Source organism: Chryseobacterium sp. R2ACT005 (assembly GCF_049949215.1).
GTDB lineage: Bacteria > Bacteroidota > Bacteroidia > Flavobacteriales > Weeksellaceae > Chryseobacterium.
Genome location: NZ_CP188192.1, coordinates 2,725,447 through 2,744,992 on the forward strand (window position 1 = coordinate 2,725,447; position 19,546 = coordinate 2,744,992).

Annotated in this window: 16 protein-coding genes and 1 pseudogene; 11 read left to right on the plus strand and 6 right to left on the minus strand. The window is 38.7% G+C overall.

All coding sequences use genetic code 11. From position 1 onward, the window contains the following. Positions 1 to 99: 99 nt before the first annotated feature. The 4 genes from ACPF63_RS12480 to ACPF63_RS12495 form a co-directional block, all read right to left on the minus strand. Positions 100 to 1,101 (minus strand): GlxA family transcriptional regulator, encoded by a 1,002-nt coding sequence (locus ACPF63_RS12480; RefSeq protein WP_426480123.1) that lies wholly within the window; start codon positions 1,099 to 1,101, stop codon positions 100 to 102. Between the two features lie 195 nt (positions 1,102 to 1,296). Beyond that, complete coding sequence (locus ACPF63_RS12485; protein WP_426480124.1) at positions 1,297 to 2,889, minus strand: beta-carotene 15,15'-monooxygenase; 1,593 nt, start codon at positions 2,887 to 2,889, stop codon at positions 1,297 to 1,299. Beyond that, positions 2,882 to 3,946 (minus strand): HlyD family secretion protein, encoded by a 1,065-nt coding sequence (locus ACPF63_RS12490; protein WP_426480125.1) that lies wholly within the window; start codon positions 3,944 to 3,946, stop codon positions 2,882 to 2,884. The genes ACPF63_RS12485 and ACPF63_RS12490 overlap by 8 nt, the downstream gene beginning before the upstream one ends. Before the next feature lie 4 nt (positions 3,947 to 3,950). Beyond that, positions 3,951 to 5,273, minus strand: a complete 1,323-nt coding sequence (locus ACPF63_RS12495; protein ID WP_426480126.1) for a TolC family protein — start codon at positions 5,271 to 5,273, stop codon at positions 3,951 to 3,953. 132 nt (positions 5,274 to 5,405) lie between these two features. Here ACPF63_RS12495 and ACPF63_RS12500 point away from each other — a divergent pair, with 132 nt between their 5' ends. The 11 genes and pseudogenes from ACPF63_RS12500 to ACPF63_RS12550 all read left to right on the plus strand — a co-directional run bounded on the left by ACPF63_RS12500 (position 5,406) and on the right by ACPF63_RS12550 (position 14,904). Beyond that, on the plus strand, positions 5,406 to 6,218 hold the full coding sequence (locus ACPF63_RS12500; RefSeq protein WP_426480127.1) for a helix-turn-helix domain-containing protein: 813 nt from the start codon (positions 5,406 to 5,408) through the stop codon (positions 6,216 to 6,218). Positions 6,219 to 6,319: 101 nt separating this feature from the next. Continuing rightward, a complete protein-coding gene (locus tag ACPF63_RS12505; RefSeq protein ID WP_047384164.1) occupies positions 6,320 to 6,751 on the plus strand; it encodes an RrF2 family transcriptional regulator in 432 nt (143 codons plus the stop codon). A 100-nt stretch (positions 6,752 to 6,851) separates the two neighbouring features. Continuing rightward, the gene (locus ACPF63_RS12510) at positions 6,852 to 7,628 is read left to right on the plus strand and encodes a class I SAM-dependent methyltransferase (RefSeq protein WP_426480128.1); all 777 of its coding nucleotides are present in this window, start codon (positions 6,852 to 6,854) and stop codon (positions 7,626 to 7,628) included. 299 nt (positions 7,629 to 7,927) lie between these two features. Further along, entirely contained in the window at positions 7,928 to 8,380 is a 453-nt protein-coding gene (locus ACPF63_RS12515; RefSeq protein WP_426480129.1) for a hypothetical protein, read from the plus strand. Positions 8,381 to 8,438: 58 nt separating this feature from the next. Continuing rightward, positions 8,439 to 9,473, plus strand: a pseudogene (gene nirK / locus ACPF63_RS12520) (copper-containing nitrite reductase); the annotation flags it as partial. 39 nt (positions 9,474 to 9,512) lie between these two features. After that, positions 9,513 to 10,343 (plus strand): formylglycine-generating enzyme family protein, encoded by an 831-nt coding sequence (locus ACPF63_RS12525; RefSeq protein WP_426480130.1) that lies wholly within the window; start codon positions 9,513 to 9,515, stop codon positions 10,341 to 10,343. Between the two features lie 5 nt (positions 10,344 to 10,348). Further along, positions 10,349 to 10,912, plus strand: coding sequence for an SCO family protein (locus ACPF63_RS12530; RefSeq protein WP_426480131.1), 564 nt, complete (start codon positions 10,349 to 10,351; stop codon positions 10,910 to 10,912). A gap of 12 nt (positions 10,913 to 10,924) precedes the next feature. After that, on the plus strand, positions 10,925 to 11,350 hold the full coding sequence (locus tag ACPF63_RS12535) for a c-type cytochrome (protein WP_426480132.1): 426 nt from the start codon (positions 10,925 to 10,927) through the stop codon (positions 11,348 to 11,350). Between the two features lie 46 nt (positions 11,351 to 11,396). Next, positions 11,397 to 12,122, plus strand: a complete 726-nt coding sequence (gene ric / locus ACPF63_RS12540; RefSeq protein ID WP_426480133.1) for an iron-sulfur cluster repair di-iron protein — start codon at positions 11,397 to 11,399, stop codon at positions 12,120 to 12,122. A gap of 13 nt (positions 12,123 to 12,135) precedes the next feature. Further along, positions 12,136 to 14,379 (plus strand): nitric-oxide reductase large subunit, encoded by a 2,244-nt coding sequence (locus tag ACPF63_RS12545; RefSeq protein WP_426480134.1) that lies wholly within the window; start codon positions 12,136 to 12,138, stop codon positions 14,377 to 14,379. A 66-nt stretch (positions 14,380 to 14,445) separates the two neighbouring features. Next, positions 14,446 to 14,904 (plus strand): hemerythrin domain-containing protein, encoded by a 459-nt coding sequence (locus ACPF63_RS12550; protein WP_426480135.1) that lies wholly within the window; start codon positions 14,446 to 14,448, stop codon positions 14,902 to 14,904. 66 nt (positions 14,905 to 14,970) lie between these two features. Here the strand turns inward: ACPF63_RS12550 and ACPF63_RS12555 are convergent, their stop codons facing one another. Both ACPF63_RS12555 and ACPF63_RS12560 read right to left on the minus strand, forming a co-directional pair. Next, positions 14,971 to 18,462, minus strand: coding sequence for a glycosyltransferase family 117 protein (locus tag ACPF63_RS12555; RefSeq protein ID WP_426480136.1), 3,492 nt, complete (start codon positions 18,460 to 18,462; stop codon positions 14,971 to 14,973). Between the two features lie 265 nt (positions 18,463 to 18,727). Next, positions 18,728 to 19,516 (minus strand): SDR family oxidoreductase, encoded by a 789-nt coding sequence (locus ACPF63_RS12560; protein ID WP_077414758.1) that lies wholly within the window; start codon positions 19,514 to 19,516, stop codon positions 18,728 to 18,730. Positions 19,517 to 19,546: the final 30 nt, after the last annotated feature.

Below are 19,546 nucleotides of genomic sequence, written 5' to 3' on the forward strand. Positions count from 1 at the left end.
TTATTTTTAAGATGATTATTTTGAGAATAAAAGCATAGCTCTTCCTTACTGACAATTGATGATCATCAGTTTTATTGTAAACAAGCAAGGGAAAAATGATTATTCTATGCGCTTAAATGTTTTCCGGTATTGTGCCGGGGTAAGAGAAATATTTTTAATGAATAAACGACGCAGCGAAACAACACTGCTAAAGCCACACTTATCAGCAATGATCTCTATACTCATATCAGTATATTCCAGCAGATTCCTGGCCTGATCCAACCTCATTTTTTCCAGAAACCGGCCAGGAGTTAATCCTGATTCTTTTACAAATACCCTCGAAAAATTGCGGACACTCATATTCAGAGAGTCAGCAATGAATTCTACGTTTACCATCTCTCCGAGTTTGTCTTTCAACAGATCTCGAACCTGTTTTGTAAAGGGAGACATCGTTTCATATTCCGGCAATGCATTTCCAAACTGAGACTGCATTCCGGGTCTTTTTAAATGCAGAACAAGATGGCAGGCAACTTCTGCTGCCAAAGCTTTACCAAAATCTTCTTCTAAGAGTGCCAACGCAAGATCCATTCCTGAAGAAACACCTCCTGAAGTATAGATGGGTTTGTCACAAATAAAAAATGGATTAACATTGACCACCAGTTTTGGGTAAGATTTCTGCAGTATATCTGCAAATTTCCAATGGGTAGTGACTTGCCGGCCATCCAGCAGACCTGCTTTGGCAAGTACAAATGCTCCCACACATACTGATCCCATCCGCCTTACTTGTGGTGTTATATTTCGAAGATAAAGGTAGGCATCGGGACTGATCTCATCCAGCACACTCAAGTTGGTACCAGCTACGAGTAAAGTATCTATAGGAAAGTCGATATCATAAATGGTATGAATGCATGACAACGGCATTCCAGAACCGGAATATATTATCTTTTCTGATGTGCCGGATACCAAATGAACATGATAACCGGAATCCTTACTTTCGCTGTTCAGAAAGCGGTTTGCTGATGTAAAAACATCCCACGGTCCGGCAATATCAAGCAGCTGCACCTGTGGTAATGCTAAAAGCACTATATTTTTCTTCCCGGTATGCTGTTCTTCTTTCTTCATATCTCATTCTGTATGAGTACAAATGTAGCGAGAAAGTGCCTTGTCTGCAATGACAAAAAACATACATTTCCGGCCAAAATACGTTTACTTTTTCTGTCATAACAAAAGAGACTGCCTTATTTATAAGACAGTCTCAGCACTCTACTATAAAATTAGCTTAACAAGCTATACTTTCCAAATCATTAAAAATTTCACCTAAGCTGGCGACAGTCTTCGTGATTTCAAATAAAGAGCTGTACGATTCAGATAGGGAAAAAGAAAAATCAATAACAGTGAAGCCGCAAGCAGCCACATCATCATTTCATAATAATCCATAGCAAAACGGACATGATCCTGAACATTCATTCTTCCTACCAGCAGCTTATTGGCCGCTTTTACCGCCTTGTCTTCGGGCATCCCTCTGGAAATAAGTTTAGCTGTCTGCTGATGAAGAAAATTTTTGACTGCCGGATCCACAGCACTTAAATGATCCTGAAAAGCATTATAATGGCGGCTTTTTTCAAACAATTCAAAAAAATTGATCAGTGCTATACTGATGCAAAATCCCAGGTATCGGACTGCCAGAGCCGTTGCAGCAGCTGAAGGACCAATAATAGCAGGAACTGAAGAAATAATAAAAATAATAGTCGGAACCATAATCAATCCTACCCCCAATCCCTGAAGAAACAACGGAATATAATAATTAAACTCATCAGCCTGAACATCAAAAGAGTAATACATTAATCCATGAAAGATCAGCAGCATTAGAAATCCAAAGCCCCAGATATACCTTATATTTTTCTTTTGCAAAACCATACAGCAGGCAATAATTACCCCTGCAACCAACCCTGCAAGATTGAAAATATTGATATAGGAAATATGAAACGGATCCAGATGCAGTTCTGAAGCAAAATAATTGTTGACAATTCCTGAGGCAAACCGACAGATATACATCACAAAAAGGATCAGCAGCCCTACTTTAAAGTTTCTGTATTTAAAAATCCGAAGATCAATATAGGGTCTTTTAATGGCCTGCTGGCGGAAAATGGATATCCCTACCAAAACAACAATTCCTATGACACTACCCAAAATCCGGTTATCTTCCAGCCAGTAATATTCCTGTCCAAAAATGGTAATATATCCTACCAGTACCAGGATCGTACTGAACAGCCCGAAGCTCTGCCAATCCAGCTTATACAGATGAAATCTCGCATGGGTTCTGTAATTGCTCATGGCAAGAGTGAGGAAAATAAGTCCCGGCAGGTAAGAGAATATTGCCGTTTTATAGACAATATTAAAATTATAGGAATCAATAAGATCCGCAGTGATCAGATTATTAAACGGCAGCGCACAGATCAGAATTCCGAAGAACACTGAAAAACTAATCTCCCTTCCTCTTTCACTGCTCAGCCTCGTAAAAATCAGGGTAAGCGAAAGATTCACATTTCCTGCAAATAACATTCCCTGCATGAAACGCACCGGAAACAGGATATAAATTTCACGGGTAAAATAACAGACGAGGCAGGCCAAAATCTGCAGTGTGGTAAACAGAAGAAAATATTCCTTTGCAGCCAGAAAGCTAAAAAATCTTCTTTCCAAACTGTAAAACCCTACATATCCTGCATAAAACAGTGCTACAGAAAACTGAATATCCGCTGGTTCGCTCCCATAATATCCCGCTGCTGCATTCACATTAGCTAAAGGAAGAAAAAATATAATGATTCCCGGAAGAGTCATCGAAAAGAGAATGATCTTGATCAGCCATTCCGGTGCCCATTTTTTGAAAAAGGGCATTTGTCTTTTAGCCATTAGAATGTTTTTTGTCGGCATATACGTTCACGTTCATTCCCACTTTCAGCACATCAATATCTTTTCTTGTTCCATCTACTTTTATTCTCACAGGAATACGCTGTACAATCTTCACATAGTTCCCGGTAGAATTATCCGGTGGCAGTAATGAAAAACTTGATCCGGTAGCCGGGGAAAGCGAAATGATAGTTCCTTTAAATTCCCTGTCAGGATAAGAATCTGCTACAATTTTCACATGATCCCCGATATGCATATCCTTGATCTGTGTTTCCTTATAATTCGCAACCACCCATTTATCTGTTTCATTATTGACAATAAATGCCAACGTTTCTCCGGCATCAATCATCTGCCCAACTTCAACAGTTCTTCTCCCCATTCTTCCGTCATAAGCAGCAGTAACTGCGGTATAGCTGACATCAAGTTTATGACGGTCCAGCAGTGCTTCCAGTCTTACAATTTCTGCCAGTACAACTGTTTTTTCTGCCTGAATATCATTTATTTTTGATTTTGAAGCTGCATAATTATCCTGAGAAGATTGGTAATCACTTTCATTGACATCCAACGTTGCTTTTACATCTTCAAGCCGCTGTTTTGTGGCAGATTCTTCATCATAGAGTTTTTTATATCTGTTATAATCAAGCTGCTGCTTCCATACTTTTGCTTTATTGGCATCTATCTGAGCCATTGCTGCTGCAGCTTCTTTTTCTGTGGTACCTGTGTTGCTTTCCAATACTTTCAGCTGGGCACGGGCTTTCTGAAGAGCTGCCTGAGTCTGTTTTTGCTGAAGGATATATTCACGGTTATCTATAATCAGAAGCGTATCCCCTTTTTTAACTTCCTGATTTTCTTCAAATTTCACAGCTACGATGAATCCTCCGGCTCTTGAAATAATAGGGTTCACATATTCCTGAACCTGTGCATCATTGGTCTGTTCATATGCATAATAGTTCTTTAGAGTAAAACCGCCCCATATGGCAAGTGCGGCAACGATTAAGACTGAAATCCATCCTGTGATCTTTGTGATCAGCCTGTCCGTGGGAGTATATTTTTTTTTCATTGTATTATAAAACGCCTGTAATGTTTTGTAGTAAATAATAATTGTTCTGTGCCATAATTTTTGCTGCTTCCAGTTCAAATTTTGTCTGAAGAAGCTGTATATCTGCATCCAGCAGTTCTGTAATAAGAGAAGTCTGGCTGAAGTAAGTATTCTTAATAATACGTGCATTCTCTTTGGCCTGAATGACATTGGCTTCCGCTACCTTTATCTGCTCAAGAGCTTCCTGATACCTCAGATAAGCTTCTTTCACCTGTTGTCTTACTTTATCTTCTGTATCCTTGTGTACCTCCTCTTCTTTTTCAAATTCCAACTGTGCGGCTTTTACTTTATGGGTATTATGATAAAGAGAAGAAATGGAAAAAGATGCCTTGACTCCAACTATTCCCAATGAATACCAATAAGGATTGTAGGGATAAAGAAAAATCTGCGGATTGGCATAGTAGAATTCACCATACATCCCGATTTTAGGTCTTACATTGGCTTTTACCTGCTTCAGTTTTATCTTACTCAGTTCTGTCTGCTGTTCAGAGACATGATAACTGAAAGAGTGATCCAGCGCCAGTTTCAAATAGTCATTGTAAGGAGTATTTTCATCCCATTGATTAAGTGGTGCTTCAGGAATAACAATCTGCTCATCAGGAATACCCAGGATAATGTTCAGCTTTTGTGTAGCAATGAGAATATCATTTTCTATAGTCACTAAAGCCATCTTCCGTTTTGAAAGTTCAAGCTCAATCCTTAAAACATCACTTTTTAAAACGACCCCGTTTTTATAAAGAGCCTGAATTTCTTTAAGCTGTGTTTTCTGATCGGCAATATCTTGCTGTATAAGGTTTCTGAAAATTAAAGTTTTCTGGAGTTCAAGATAAAGCGCTGCAGTCTTGTAATGAATATCAGAAACAGACTGCTCTTTCTGGATATCCTTAATTTTCTGAAGAGTCTGATTTTCCTTAATCTTAAGATTCAGCTTGTTTCCGTTATAAATGTTCAGATAAAAATCTGCTCCCGCCCGGTAAAGCGTGTGAATGACTTCATGCTGGGTTGGTTTGGAAAAGATTCCGTTTTCATAGATGGGAATGTTGGACGCTTTTTCTGCAGAACCTTTAACTTCTATTTCCGGAAGCCGTTCTCTTTTTGCATCTTTTACTTCAGCTTCCGCAATGTCTACATTGATGGTATTGATTCTGATATGACGGCTGTTTTCTTCAGCTTTTTGCCATGCATCTTTTAAGGAGAGTCGTAGGGTATCCTTTGTTGAACTGCCTGTCTGAGCTGATATTGTGTAGGAAATTCCCAGCATCAGCAATCCGGCGACATAAATTTTCATTTGAATTTTTGAATTATTGCACTGCAAATTTATCCTCAATCCGGAAATTATATTTATCTAAAATAGTCAATTTTTACATGATTCCGGCCAAATGATTATATTTGCATTCTCATTGGTATTTTATATTTTTTTATGGGATTAATTGCTGCACTTCCTGATATTGATAAAGACGACAAAAGTGTATTTGTTATGCACGAGAAATCGGAAAAACTGATTCCTTTCCACAAGCATACGAAAGGACAGCTGAGCTATGTGGAAGGTGGTATTGCCTATATTACGATCAGCAACAGGACGTATGTGGTTCCGGCCCGGCATTTCTTCTGGATTCCGCAGGGAATGGAACATATTTTAGAGATCGGACACTCCGCCACAGTTCTTCGTTCTCTTTATTTCTATGCTCATGATGACCTCTCAGATCCCTTCTACAGTAGACTGGGAATATATCCGGCATCAGAACTGCTGATTCAGATGATCAAGTATACTGAAATATGGGATGAAAAACATGTTACTGCAAAAGACGAAAATTTTGAATTTCTGGTCGCTTTAAAAAAAATACTGCCCAAAACCCATCAACAGCCGTTACCCATCATTCTTCCTGCCACTCACAACAAACAAATGATGAAAATTATATCTTATCTGGAATGGAATATCAGCGAAAAACTTACTTTGGCCAATGTAAGCACCAGATTTGGCCTGAGTGAACGCTCTATGTCCCGGCTTTTCAAAGCAGATATGGATATTTCTTTTCTTCAATACCTGAAAACATTAAGAATCATCAAAGCCATTGAATTACTTTTAAATACAGACAAGCCCATCAATGAAATTGCTGATGATGTAGGCTACAGTTCCATTAGCGCCTTTAGTGATACTTTTCGTGAATTTACACAGTCCAGACCTTCAGACTTGAGAAAGAGTAATAAAACGACTCAAAGTTCCATCGGATAGCCAGTTTATTTATGACCTTCGTCAGCTTTAAAAAAAATAAAAGAGTAATTTATCTTTTATTAAAAATATCTTTCTATCTTTGTCTCATAAAACTCAGAAAAATGTTTTCAAAAACCTGTGAATATGCCTTAAGAGCTTTGATCTACATCGCCCAGCAGTCTAAAAATGGCAGCAGGGTCGGGATTAAAGACATTTCAAAAAGCATCCATTCGCCGGAACACTTTATCGCCAAAATTTTGCAGGACCTGAGCAGAAAAGGATTTGTACAATCTGCCAAAGGCCCGAATGGAGGTTTTTATATGGATCAGAAAAACCTGAATACTTCCATTGCTGATATTGTAAGGGAAATTGATGGTGATAAGCTTTTCTCCGGTTGTGGACTTGGTCTGGAGCAATGCTCAGAAATACATCCCTGCCCTTTGCATGAGCAGTTTAAAAGCATCAGACAAGATCTTCGTATCATGCTTGAAACTTCAAAAATTCAGGCTTTTGTAGATAACCTGGATTTAAAACTAACCCATCTGAAGGTGTAAAAAAATTTAAATAAATAAAAGACAAAAAAGTCTTTATATATTAAATAAATTCAAAAAAATGGGGTCTTATAATTTCATTAACTTATTAAATAACAATCTAATGCATACAGAAAATATTGAGAAAATGTCCGGACACTGGTTACTGGCTAAAATCGGTAAAAAAGTGTTGCGTCCCGGAGGTCTTGCGCTGACCAAAAAAATGTTATCAATGCTGGACATCACCTCTGCTGATGATATGGTGGAATTTGCTCCCGGTCTTGGGTTCACCGCGCACATGACATTGGAAAAAAAAACTGGTTCTTATATAGGAATTGATGCGGAACAAAGTGCCGTAGAGTATCTTAACAGGGAATTTGGAGGGATATCAGCCCAATTTAAACTGGGAAATGCAGCAGAGAGTTCTTTACCTGAACAATCGGCCAGTAAAGTATATGGAGAAGCGATGCTGAGTATGCATGCAGATCACCGGAAAGCAGAAATTATTCAGGAAGCCTACAGAATCCTGAAACCTAAAGGATATTATGCAATTCATGAACTGGCTTTAAGACCGGAGAATCTCGACAGTAATGTAAAACTGCATATTCAGAAGGAACTGGCTTTGGCTATCAAGGTGAATGCACGTCCGCTGACCGTTTCTGAGTGGACCACATTATTGGAAAAAGAAGGATTTAAAGTACTGAAAGTAGAAACTGCACCCATGCATCTTCTGGAACCTCAAAGAATTATTGATGACGAAGGGGTTTCCGGAGCCATTAAAATTGCTAAAAATATATTACTCAATCCTTCCATCAGAAAGAGAGTGCTCAAAATGAAAAGGATATTCAAAAAACATGAACAAAACATGTGTGCTGTGGTGATTATCGCAACAAAAGAATAAATTTTGAAAGTGAAAATAAGGTGATAAAAGTCAGAACAAATAAAAAACAATTCACTCTTTTATCCTGAAAATAGATTTTATATTTGTATAAGAAAAGGAGAAGAAAGTACCTTCAAAAACCGGTAAAAATTACAGTTCATCAGCAGTTCAGGATAAAGATATCCCTGCTCATGATATAAGTACCTGGTTCCTATTTTTAAAATTAAAAGACTAAATATTTATCGATTATTTAACAAAATTTTCTCAGAAAACAATTTAATAAGAGATAAAAAGGTATTAATATCTCAAATAATAATAAAATGAAACTGAATGCTAAAAACCCATTGGTGCTAATGATGCTTTGCCTGATGGCAGGTGTTTTTATCACGGTCAGTTTTCTGGAAACCCCCATGAAGTTTCAGGTTCCGGGAATGACACTTCCTGTAGCCCTTGAGCTGGGAATGATGATGTTCGGAATATCCACTAAAATACAATGTGTTTTCCTTATTCTTATTGTAGCAGGAATGTTCGTAAGCAGAAAAAAATACACGAAAACAGACTTTATAATAATAGCCGTTTTATCAGCCATCCTGCTGTTTGAAAAATTCTGGATGCTCCCTGTCCTTGATAACCGAGCCCAGTTGTTATCAGCTGGAAAACCGGTTTTATCGTCAGAAATGCATAATTATTTCATCTATGCTGAATCTGCCAAAGCAATATTTCTGTGTATAGCCATCAGCTTACAATTTATAAAACAAAAAAATGAATACTGAAGCAACTCTGCACAATATTTACTCCAACAGAAAAATTTAAACTATTAATTCCCTTATTATGAAAAAAACGATCGTACTCACCACAGCATTATGCACAGTAATGATATTCAATGCCTGTAAACAAAGTACTTCATCCGATACAGTCAATGGTACCAATACGGAGAATATAAAAACGGATGGAACAAGTGAAGAATTAAAGATGCCCGCTCCACCTCATGTTCCCGCTCCTGTTGGAATCCGTGCTGCTAAAAAAATCATTGTAAAACTGGAAACGATAGAGAAAACGGGAGAACTGGCAGATGGAACACAATATAATTTCTGGACTTTCAACGGAACAGTTCCCGGAAGCTTTATCCGGGCAAGAGTTGGAGATGATATTGAACTTCATCTTAAAAACCATGAAAATAATACCTTCCCCCATAATATTGACCTTCATGCTGTAAACGGACCTGGCGGTGGTGCTGAAGCTACTTTTGTGGCTCCCGGTAAAGAAGCTGTCTTTACTTTCAAAGCACTCAACCCCGGATTATATGTCTACCATTGTGCAACAGCACCTGTAGGAATGCATATTGCCAACGGAATGTACGGTCTTATTCTTATAGAGCCTGAAGGCGGACTTCCAAAAGTAGACAAGGAATTCTATATCATGCAGGGAGATTTTTACACGAAAGGAAAATTCGGAGATAAAGGTTTGCAGGAGTTTGACATGGATAAAGCGATTGCTGAGCATCCTGAATATGTAGTCTTCAATGGAAATACAGCCTCTCTTTTAGGCGATAAAGAACTTCAGGTAAAAACAGGGGAAACAGTAAGGTTCTTTGTAGGGAACGGCGGCCCGAATCTTACCTCTTCTTTCCATATTATCGGGGAAATCTTTGACAAAGTATACATTGAAGGAGGCAGCAAAATAAATGATAATGTACAGACCACTGTAATTCCTCCCGGCGGGGCGTCTATTGTAGAGTTTAAAGCGACAATTCCCGGAGAATATGTGATTGTAGATCATGCAATTTTCAGGGCATTCAATAAAGGTGCTCTAGGTAAGATTAAAGTAACCGGACCAGACAATCCGGCAGTATATAAAAAGAACCAGTAATGAATTAAGGTTCATTGGGATTTTAAAAGAGAAACAATGAGAACTTTTGTAATTATAGTAGGTCTGGCAGTCTGTTCAGTAATGACATGTTGTTCCGAAAAGACGAAAAGAGCGAAAATAAAAATTCCAGCCCAAAAACATTTAAACCTGATTGTAAGTCAGAAGAAAATGATCAGAATACAGGGAGGAATGTATAAGGCATTCATCGGCAAAGATTCAGGAAGGATTGTAAGAGTACAGACTTTTTACCTGGATGACAGCCCTGTTACGAACCGGGAATATCTTGAGTTTCTTAAAGCAAATCCTCAATGGACACGAAGCAAAGTACTAAGACTCTATGCAGACAGTAATTACCTGAAACACTGGAAAAGTGACTATGAAATCCCGGCAGGAATAAGCCCGGAAGCACCTGTCACCAATATTTCATGGTTTGCCGCTGAAGCCTATGCTAAAAGTACAGGAAAAAGACTTCCGGCAATCGACGAATGGGAATATGCGGCACTGGCAGATCAATATACTCCGGATGCCTCCAGGGATCCCGCTTTTACAGATTATATTCTGAAAGCTTATCAAAAAAAGGATAAAAACCAACAACCTATAAAACAGGAACCTCCTAATTATTACGGAATTTATAATATGTATGGAATGGTTTGGGAATGGACTTATGATTTCAATTCGGTAATGATGAGTGGAGAATCCAGAAAAGATAATACGGTGAATGACAACCTCTTCTGTGCCGGAGCAGCAGTAACTTCTTCTGATCTAAGAAATTACGCAGCCTTTATCCGGTATGCATTAAGGGGAAGTATAAAAGCAGATTACTGCCTTAATAATCTCGGATTCAGATGTGCTAAAAACAAAAATTGACCCTTATGAAAAATATAACCCTCATGCTGCTGGCTTTGATGATGATATCCTGCAGCAAGAAAAATGAAGAGATAACCCCTGATTCCATCTACAATGTACAGACAAACTGGGAGAAACAGAATGGTGAGAATATTACATTCTCGGATCTGAAAGGAAAAGTACTGGTGACTGCAATGATTTTCACTTCCTGTAAAACGGCCTGCCCAAAACTGACCGCGGAAATGAGAACGATCGCCCAGAAAGTAGGAAAAACAAATCCAGAGGATATTCAGTATGTATTAATTTCCATTGATCCGGAAAATGATACTCCAGAAGTAATGAAGAGATACCTGTATGTAAACCGATTCGATGAAAAAGAATGGACTTTCATCCGGGGTAATGAAGAAGATACCAGAGAACTGGCCAATATAATGGCTGTAAAATATAAGCAGATATCTCCTATAGAATTCTCCCACTCCAATATCATTACAGTGTATTCAAAAAAAGGAACTCTTGCTTTTCAAAAAGAAGGTCTCGATAGTGATTACGAAGCTATTGTGAGCGAAATAAAAAAACAAATACAACTTTAAATGGATAAGATTATGAAAAAATTACTTGTAGCAGTTTCACTGTTTTCACTTGCTGTAACGTCATGTTCAGATAAAAAAGGTACAGATCCCATTCCTCAGCCACAGGAAAGCAATACAATGCTGGAAGAACCAAAACCTCAGGAAGCAGCACCAGCCGCCGCTCCTCTTTCAGGAGCTGATGCAGAAATCGCCGAAGGAAAATCCCTTGTAGAAGGAACAGACTGTTTATCATGTCATAAAATCGATTCAAAACTTGTAGGTCCAGCATATCAGGAAGTTGCAGCAAAGTACAAAGAAGCAGATCTTGATATGCTTGCACAGAAAATTATTGACGGCGGTAAAGGCAACTGGGGAGAAATTCCCATGACTCCTCATGCAGGATTAAGTAAAGATAACGCCAAGCTGATGGTAAAATACATTCTGTCACTTAAGAAATAGGGTTAAAAAAAATTTAAAATAATAAAAGATAAAAAAGTATTATATTATGAATACAAGAACAGACTTTATAGGAAATATGGTTGCTGAAGATTTCAGAACGGCAGCAATTTTTAAAAGACATGGGATCGATTTCTGCTGTAAAGGAGGAAGAACCATAGAAGAAGCCTGCAGTAATAAAAAATTGTCTCCGGAAAAGATTTATGAAGAGCTGGAAGCGCTTCCAAAAAATGAAGGATCTACAATAGATTTCAACAGCTGGCCTTTGGATTTGCTGGCAGATTATATTGAGAAAACCCATCACCGTTATGTAGAAGAAAAAACGCCTGTGCTGCAAGCTTTCCTTGATAAATTATGTAAAGTACATGGAGACAGACATCCGGAGCTGTTTGAAATTAATACATTATTCAATGAATCGGCTCACGATCTGGCCGCTCACATGAAAAAAGAAGAACTGATCCTGTTTCCTTTTGTACGAAATATGATGAAGGCTAAAATATCAGGCACAGCGCTCCCCCAACCTGCTTTCGGAACAGTAGAAAACCCTGTTAATATGATGCAGCACGAGCATACAGTGGAAGGTGAACGTTTCAGAAAGATTGCCGAAATTACGGATGAATATCTTCCTCCCGCAGATGCCTGCAACACATACAAAGTAGCATTTGCCATGCTTCAGGATTTTGAAAATGACTTGCATAAACACATTCATCTTGAAAATAATATCCTTTTCCCAAAAGCTATCCGACTGGAGAAAGAATTTGCCGTTGAATCTTAAAAACTAATACAGAATGACACCTAAAAAACTTTGGATATGGCTTGCTGTAGTAATGGTTGCTTCGTTTGCTGTTCTTATCTTTTATGGAACTGAAATTTACAGAAAAATCCCCCCAATTCCTGATAAAGTAGTAAGCACGGATGGAACTGTGCTCGCTACCGAACAGGATATAAAAGACGGGCAGAATGTCTGGCAGTCTATTGGAGGGCAAACGGTAGGAAGTATCTGGGGACATGGTGCTTATATTGCTCCGGACTGGACTGCGGATTACCTTCACAGGGAATCTGTGCTGCTGCTTGATGAATTGGCCAAAAAAGATGGTAAAGTGTATAAAGACCTTCCGGATGATGAGCAGGCCAAATATAAGGTACTGCTGAAGAAAGAGCTTCGTACCAACACCTTTAATGAAAACAATAATGAAATTGTTTTCTCTCCCGAACGGGCCGAAGTACAGAAACAATTAGCTCAGTATTATTCAAAATTATTTATGAATGATACTTCTATGGCAAAACTCCGGGATCAGTACGCAATCCCGGAGAATACCATCAAAGATATCGGAAGAATGGCTCAAATGAATGCTTTCTTTGCCTGGAGCACATGGGTTTGTATTACGGAAAGACCGGGAGATGATGTGACGTATACCAACAACTGGCCGCATGATGAATCGGTAGGAAACGTTCCTCCCCCTTCACTGCATTTATGGTCAGGTTTCAGCGTATTGCTTCTGTTGGGGGCTGTAGGTCTTCTGGTGCTTTACCATGCCCGAAATAAAGAGGAAGAAGTAAGTGAAATCCTTCCCCTTGAAGATCCGTTGCGAAATATGAAGCCTACCCCTTCTATGAAAGCTACTTTAAAATACATATGGGTAGTTGCTTTACTGATTTTGGTTCAAATGCTTGCTGGAGTCGTTACCGCTCACTATGGTGTGGAAGGAAGCGGATTTTATGGTATTCCTCTGGATCAGTTTTTACCTCAGTCAGTTTCCAGAAGCTGGCATGTACAGCTTGCCATATTCTGGATTGCTACCTCATGGCTGGCAACAGGACTTTATATTGCCCCGGCTGTGTCGGGACATGAACCGAAGTACCAGAAACTGGGAGTGAATATCTTATTCGGAGCCTTACTGATCGTTGTGCTGGGATCTCTTACCGGGCAATGGCTTGGCGTCATGCAAAAGCTTGGCCTTGTTGATAATTTCCTTTGGGGACATCAGGGTTATGAATATGTGGAACTGGGGAGAATCTGGCAGATTTTACTGCTGATTGGCCTTATTTTATGGCTGGTTTTAATGGTGAGAGCCCTGCTGCCTGCTTTAAGACGTAAGGATGGAGATCGTCATTTACTGACCCTGTTTACTCTTTCAGCCGTAGCGATTGCGCTATTTTATGGGGCAGGATTAATGTATGGAAGACAAACCCATATGGCCATTGCTGAATATTGGAGATGGTGGGTGGTTCACCTTTGGGTAGAAGGCTTTTTTGAAGTATTTGCAACGGTAGTGGCAGCATTTTTATTTACAAGACTTGGATTATTGAGATTGAAATCTGCTACGAATTCAGTACTATTTTCTACGATTATTTTTCTTGCCGGAGGAATCCTGGGAACATTCCACCACCTTTATTTCAGTGCTACTCCTACAGCTGTGCTCGCATTAGGCGCGACTTTCAGTGCATTGGAAATTGTACCGCTTGTTCTGATTGGTTATGAGGCCTACCAAAATTACCAGCTGAGTAAATCAACCAAATGGATTCAGGCTTATAAATGGCCAATCTACTGCTTCATTGCGATGTGTTTCTGGAACTTTCTGGGTGCAGGAATCTTCGGATTTGCCATCAATCCTCCCATTGCGCTTTACTATATTCAGGGGCTGAATACCACTGCTGTTCATGGTCATGCTGCCCTGTTCGGAGTATATGGAATTTTAGGAATCGGATTAATGCTGTTTGTATTACGGGGACTTTATCCTGAGAGACAATGGAATGACAAATTAATAGGCTGGGCTTTCTGGCTTATCAATATCGGATTGCTGGTCATGGTAACCATCAGTCTTCTTCCTATAGGCATTATGCAGTCGGTAGCCTCTATAAAAGAAGGGTACTGGTATGCCCGTTCTGCGGAATTTATGCAGACGGATATCATGCACTTCCTCAGATGGATGCGTGTGCCGGGAGATATTTTACTGGCTGCAGGTGAGCTGCTTCTGGTACTATTCATCATCGGACTTAAATTGGGTTGGTCGTTGAAAGAAAAACGTTAGCATTCTTTATTCAAACCTCATGGTTATTCAACTTATGGGGTTTGATTACCTTAAATCAAAAAAATCATGAAACGAAATGAAAATATTATCCCACTTTCCAAAGATCATCATTTCGGGCTTCTGTGCAGCTGGAAAATAAGACAGGGACTGAAAAAAGAAATTGACGTTTCCCGGATCAGAGATTATATTCTGTATTTCTGGGATCATCATCTGAAAAAGCATTTCAGGGAAGAAGAAGAAATTCTGTTTCTTTATCTTGAAGATGAATATACGCTCCGCATACGGAAAGAGCACAGACATATTCAGAATATTGTTTCTCAAATTTCATCCTCAGAAAACATTGATCTTTTCTCAGATTTTGCCGATCTTCTGGAGCAGCATATCCGTTTTGAAGAGCGTGAATGGTTTCCTCATCTTGAAGAAACATTGGAAGTTCCTGCTCTGGAAAAAATCGGAAAAGAACTGAATGATATTCATACAGAAGAAAAAGACGACTATGAAGATGAATTCTGGAAACAGGCCTGACTTTATTATTTATGTTATATTAAAAAGCCTTTAAATATTGAATTTAAAGGCTTTTCTATCTATAATTTATTGTGTTGCTTTCATCATGGCATTGGTAATTTCAATTTCCTTTTTCCTGGAATATGCAGAATCAAAAGGCTCCATAACATTGAATAGATATTGGTAAAAAGGAGCAATCTGTCGTACATTTTCCGATTCTTTTACCGCTTTCTCTTTCCCCATTTGATGCAGTCCGTTTATAAAAACACTGAATTTTTTATCAATCGGCTCCATTGACTTTAGAAGATAGGCATGTGCTTTTTCTTTCTGCCCCAATGTTTTGTAGGCCTCTGTAACAGCTGAAACAACTAATGCATATTCCATTGGTTTTGACCTCATCTGCTTTCTGGCCGCTGCTTTAAATGCCGGAGAAAGATTTTGATAGTAATCATATTCTTCAAATATTCCTTTCTTAAGGGTTTCTGCCAGCTGAAGACCTTTCTGCTCCTGCCCTGCAACAATATATCCTGTTACCATTGAGCTTAATGACCGTGGATCATTATATTTCTCCACTGGAATTTCTTTCACTACAAGATCCAGCAGCTCTACTGCTTTAGCTTTCTGTCCGCTTACCACAAGTGCAGATACAGCCCTGCTTACCGACATTCTGTAGCTTAGAATATTGGAAGTAGCCGTTTCATTATAATAAATACTGAGGTCTTTAAAATTCCCCCATCTGAAGTTTTTCACCACCTGATAAAGCGAATTCGCATCTACCCTTCCTTTATCTCCATCCGGACTCTGAGGCGTGTGAATAGGAACAAGTCTGTAGCTGAAGCCATCAAACTGCAGATATTCGTCAAGGTAAAAAATATTCTCACTTTCATACATTCCACCTGATGAGAAATTAATGGGACGTTTCCAGTCGAAATTAGCCAGCATATCCAACATCATCAGATTGCTTTTGTAAAGGGTATTCGCTTCATAATTGATCATAATCTGATCTACTGTCTTAGAAAGATCAGCCTGATTGATAATCCCCGATTTTACGGCATTTTCCTTATTTACCGGAAGTATAAATTTATTTACCGGGAGTATATTAATATTATATTTTTCATATTGCTTTTCCCCGAAGTACATCTTCAGCAATTCATCTTTTTCGGATGATTTAAGTTTTAAGAATCTGATAGCATCTTTCACCGTCAGAGAATCCTGGGTAAGATATTTTCTGAACTCCTGAAAAGCAGTGTCTGGTGCTCCCTGTTCTTTCAACATCTGGAAAAAGCTTTCCCAATCTTCTTTTTTCATCAGATAAACCTGATCATTGACACCGTCTCTGTATTCTTCATGAGTGAGTTCTCCCGGAATTCCTTTGGCATTATATGTTCTTCTTTTTACCTGATCTATATTCCATGGAGTGGCTAAAAGGGTAAAATTGACTGTTTTCACATCATCCCTGAATCGTTCCGTCTCCTGAATGGCCCATACAGGAAAAGTATCATTATCACCATAAATGAAAAGAATATCATCTTTAGGCAGCGAACGTAAGAATGAATAAGCATAATCACGGGCTGCGGTCTTTTTACTCCGGTCGTGCGAGGTATAATTCTGGAATCCCATCATAAAAGGAATTCCCAACAACACGACTCCCAAGATAATGTTGACTGCATTAGATTTAAGTTTAGACTGAATCAGCCAAAGTATTGCTCCTGCTCCCAGACCGATCCAGATGGCAAAGGCATAGAATGAACCTACCATCGCATAGTCTCTTTCCCTTACTTCAAAGGGTTTTACCCCTGTATAGAAAACAATTCCCATACTTGTCAGAACAAACAGCGACAGGATAGCATAAAATCTCCCGAAGTCCCTGTTCAGCTGAAAAAAGAAACCGATAAGTCCTAAAATCAATGGCAGAAAGAAAAACTTTACGGTACTTTCATTTTTAAATTTAGCAGGTATATGATCCTGATCACCCAGCAAAGCATTATCAATAAAGGAAAATCCTGAGATCCAGTTGCCATTGGTATTTTCCATATGTCCCTCAAGATCGTTCTGTCTTCCTACGAAATTCCACATCAGATACCGGACAAAGTAGTATCCGTTCTGGAAAGAGATGAAATACTCCATATTCTGAGCAAAGGAAGGCCGTTGTACCTTAATAAGATCATAGGGTTTTACTTTCAGGTAATCTTCTGCGGTAATGGAATCTCCTTCATATTTCGCTCTCAGTTCATCAAAAATCCTTTTAGCCTCCGGATTGTCTGCTACCTCTTCATTATCATAATTGAAGGTAAAATCAGGAGCACCGTACAAGGCGATATAATTTGCGGTAACCTCTTTATCTTCATTGAACATCCTCGGCATGAAGCTGATGTGCGATTTATTAAACACATAATTGAATCGTTCCCCGGTTTTTCTATAGGTTCCTGTTTTTTCATCTTTTTCGTAAATATCTCCTGTCACTTCTCTTTTGTAACTTCCGCCCTCATCTTTTTCCAAACCGTTTCTGTCGAGAAATGCAGTATAGTTTTGTCCATAAATCGTTGGCCAGTCACCATATTGTACCCTGTTATAGTAATCTCTCATTCCTATCGCGGTATCCGGATCATTAAGGTTCATCGGTGGATTGGCGTTTGCCCTGATAGGAATTACCAGCCAGCAAGAGAAACCAATCATCATATACACAAGGGATAAAACGATCGTCTGATAGACTTTTCTTTTTGTTTTCCTCGCATATTTAATCAGGAAATAACTGATTGCAATCATAAGAACAAATGCCGCAATTGTCCCTGAATGGAAAGGAAGTCCCAGCCCGTTCACAAAGAAAATTTCAAGTTTCCCAAACATGGTCATCACCAAAGGGAAAATAATCTTGAATACAAAAGCAAGAATTCCTAATGTAATCAGATTGGCAGCTATGAAACTCTTCCATATAAAAGTATAGTTACGGGCATAATATACCAGACATATGGCCGGAATAGCCAGCATACACATCATATGCACGCCTACAGAAAGTCCTATGGCAAAGAAAATAAGAATGATCCATCTCTCACTGTCGGCAGCTTTAGATTCATTCTCCCATTTGGTGATCAGCCACACCAGCAGCGCAATAAACAGTGAAGCCATTGCATACACCTCTCCTTCTACTGCTGAAAACCAGAATGTATCTGAAAAAGTAAAACATAAAGCCCCGATGACTCCGGCAAACAGGATTGAAATTTCCTGAGATTTGGTAATATCATCAAAATCCTTATTCAAAAGCCGTCTTAAAAAATGGGTAATCGTCCAGAACAGAAACAAAATGGTAAATGCACTGAATACTGCTGACATCGCATTGATCACAAGGGAATAATGCTCTTCGTTCCCCAGCGCAAAAATACTTACCACCGCTCCCATAATCTGGAATAAGGCGGCTCCCGGAGCATGAGTCACCTCAAGTTTTACCGCAGAAGAAATATATTCTCCGCAATCCCAGAAGCTCAGGGAATGCTCCATTGTTGAAAGATAAGTGACAAGTGCAACAGCGAAAAGGAACCAACCCAGTACGGTGTTCCATTTTTTAAAAGACCAGTTTTTCATATACTATTTTTCAATATGTATATGACAACCGGGAGAAAGGGTTTATTACATGAAAGAAAATCTATTTAATTATTTTTTTTCTAACCACAAAAGTCATAAAAGCTTTATTTCAATTTATTAGTTTAAAACGATATGTATAAAAAAGTTCAAATAAGAGAGAAAATAAAAGATTTTCAAAAACTTAAGTGTACTTTAATGATTAAGCTTAATACTTAAAAACTTTTGTGTCTTTTGTGGTTTAAAATATCTTGGTTTATATAAATTTTTAATACGTATTACTCAATCCTCCATCCAAAGGAATGCTTGTTCCGGTAAGATAATTTGAATATTCTGAAGCCAGAAAAGCTACCAGATGACCATATTCTTCCGGCTGCCCGAATCTTTTCATAGGAATCTTATTTTCTCTTGCTTTTTTTATTTCTTCCGCGGGAGCACCCGTTTGCTGGGCTTCATGAGTAACCAGTTTTTGAATTCGTTCGGTGTCAAAATATCCTGTCAGAACATTATTAACGGTGATATTATGTTGTGCAATTTCATTCGACAGGGTTTTTGCCCATGCAATGACAGCAGAACGGATAGAATTGGAGAGCGCAAGATTTCCGATCGGTTCTTTAACGGACAAAGAAGAGACATTGATAATACGGCCGTTTTTCTGTTGGATCATATGAGGTAAGACCAATAATGTTGTTTCGCAAACCGTTTTGAAAAGAAGATCAAAAGCTTTCTGATAATCATCCGGGGTTTTATCGAGTGCCAAACCTGGTTCCGGACCGTTTGTATTGTTAACCAGAATATCAATCGAATGATCATTAAAATATCCTGTAATAATTTTCTTATAACTTTCAAAGTCCGAAAAGTCAGCCACCAGATATTCGTGTTTCTGTTCCGGATTGAGTACCGGCAGGGAAGAAACGAAATCTTTAAGTTTTGTTTCATTGCGGGCCATAACGGTAACATTAGCGCCGCATTTTGCCAGTTCCAGAGCAATTCCTGCTCCTATTCCCTGAGTTGCCCCTCCCACCAAAGCGTTTTTTGAAAAAAGTTGAATATTCATAAAATTTTGATCAATATTAATTGGTATAAA

Excerpts from the sequence above, each read along its gene's own strand:
- ACPF63_RS12525 (WP_426480130.1), top strand. The coding sequence starts at position 9,513 with ATGAGAACTTTTGTAATTATAGTAGGTCTGGCAGTCTGTTCAGTAATG.
- ACPF63_RS12530 (WP_426480131.1), top strand. The coding sequence starts at position 10,349 with ATGAAAAATATAACCCTCATGCTGCTGGCTTTGATGATGATATCCTGC.
- ACPF63_RS12485 (WP_426480124.1), bottom strand. The coding sequence starts at position 2,889 with ATGGCTAAAAGACAAATGCCCTTTTTCAAAAAATGGGCACCGGAATGG.
- ACPF63_RS12550 (WP_426480135.1), top strand. The coding sequence starts at position 14,446 with ATGAAACGAAATGAAAATATTATCCCACTTTCCAAAGATCATCATTTC.
- ACPF63_RS12510 (WP_426480128.1), top strand. The coding sequence starts at position 6,852 with ATGCATACAGAAAATATTGAGAAAATGTCCGGACACTGGTTACTGGCT.
- ric (WP_426480133.1), top strand. The coding sequence starts at position 11,397 with ATGAATACAAGAACAGACTTTATAGGAAATATGGTTGCTGAAGATTTC.
- ACPF63_RS12490 (WP_426480125.1), bottom strand. The coding sequence starts at position 3,946 with ATGAAAAAAAAATATACTCCCACGGACAGGCTGATCACAAAGATCACA.
- ACPF63_RS12495 (WP_426480126.1), bottom strand. The coding sequence starts at position 5,273 with ATGAAAATTTATGTCGCCGGATTGCTGATGCTGGGAATTTCCTACACA.
- ACPF63_RS12515 (WP_426480129.1), top strand. The coding sequence starts at position 7,928 with ATGAAACTGAATGCTAAAAACCCATTGGTGCTAATGATGCTTTGCCTG.
- ACPF63_RS12545 (WP_426480134.1), top strand. The coding sequence starts at position 12,136 with ATGACACCTAAAAAACTTTGGATATGGCTTGCTGTAGTAATGGTTGCT.
- ACPF63_RS12500 (WP_426480127.1), top strand. The coding sequence starts at position 5,406 with ATGGGATTAATTGCTGCACTTCCTGATATTGATAAAGACGACAAAAGT.
- ACPF63_RS12535 (WP_426480132.1), top strand. The coding sequence starts at position 10,925 with ATGAAAAAATTACTTGTAGCAGTTTCACTGTTTTCACTTGCTGTAACG.
- ACPF63_RS12555 (WP_426480136.1), bottom strand. The coding sequence starts at position 18,462 with ATGAAAAACTGGTCTTTTAAAAAATGGAACACCGTACTGGGTTGGTTC.
- ACPF63_RS12560 (WP_077414758.1), bottom strand. The coding sequence starts at position 19,516 with ATGAATATTCAACTTTTTTCAAAAAACGCTTTGGTGGGAGGGGCAACT.
- ACPF63_RS12480 (WP_426480123.1), bottom strand. The coding sequence starts at position 1,101 with ATGAAGAAAGAAGAACAGCATACCGGGAAGAAAAATATAGTGCTTTTA.
- ACPF63_RS12505 (WP_047384164.1), top strand. The coding sequence starts at position 6,320 with ATGTTTTCAAAAACCTGTGAATATGCCTTAAGAGCTTTGATCTACATC.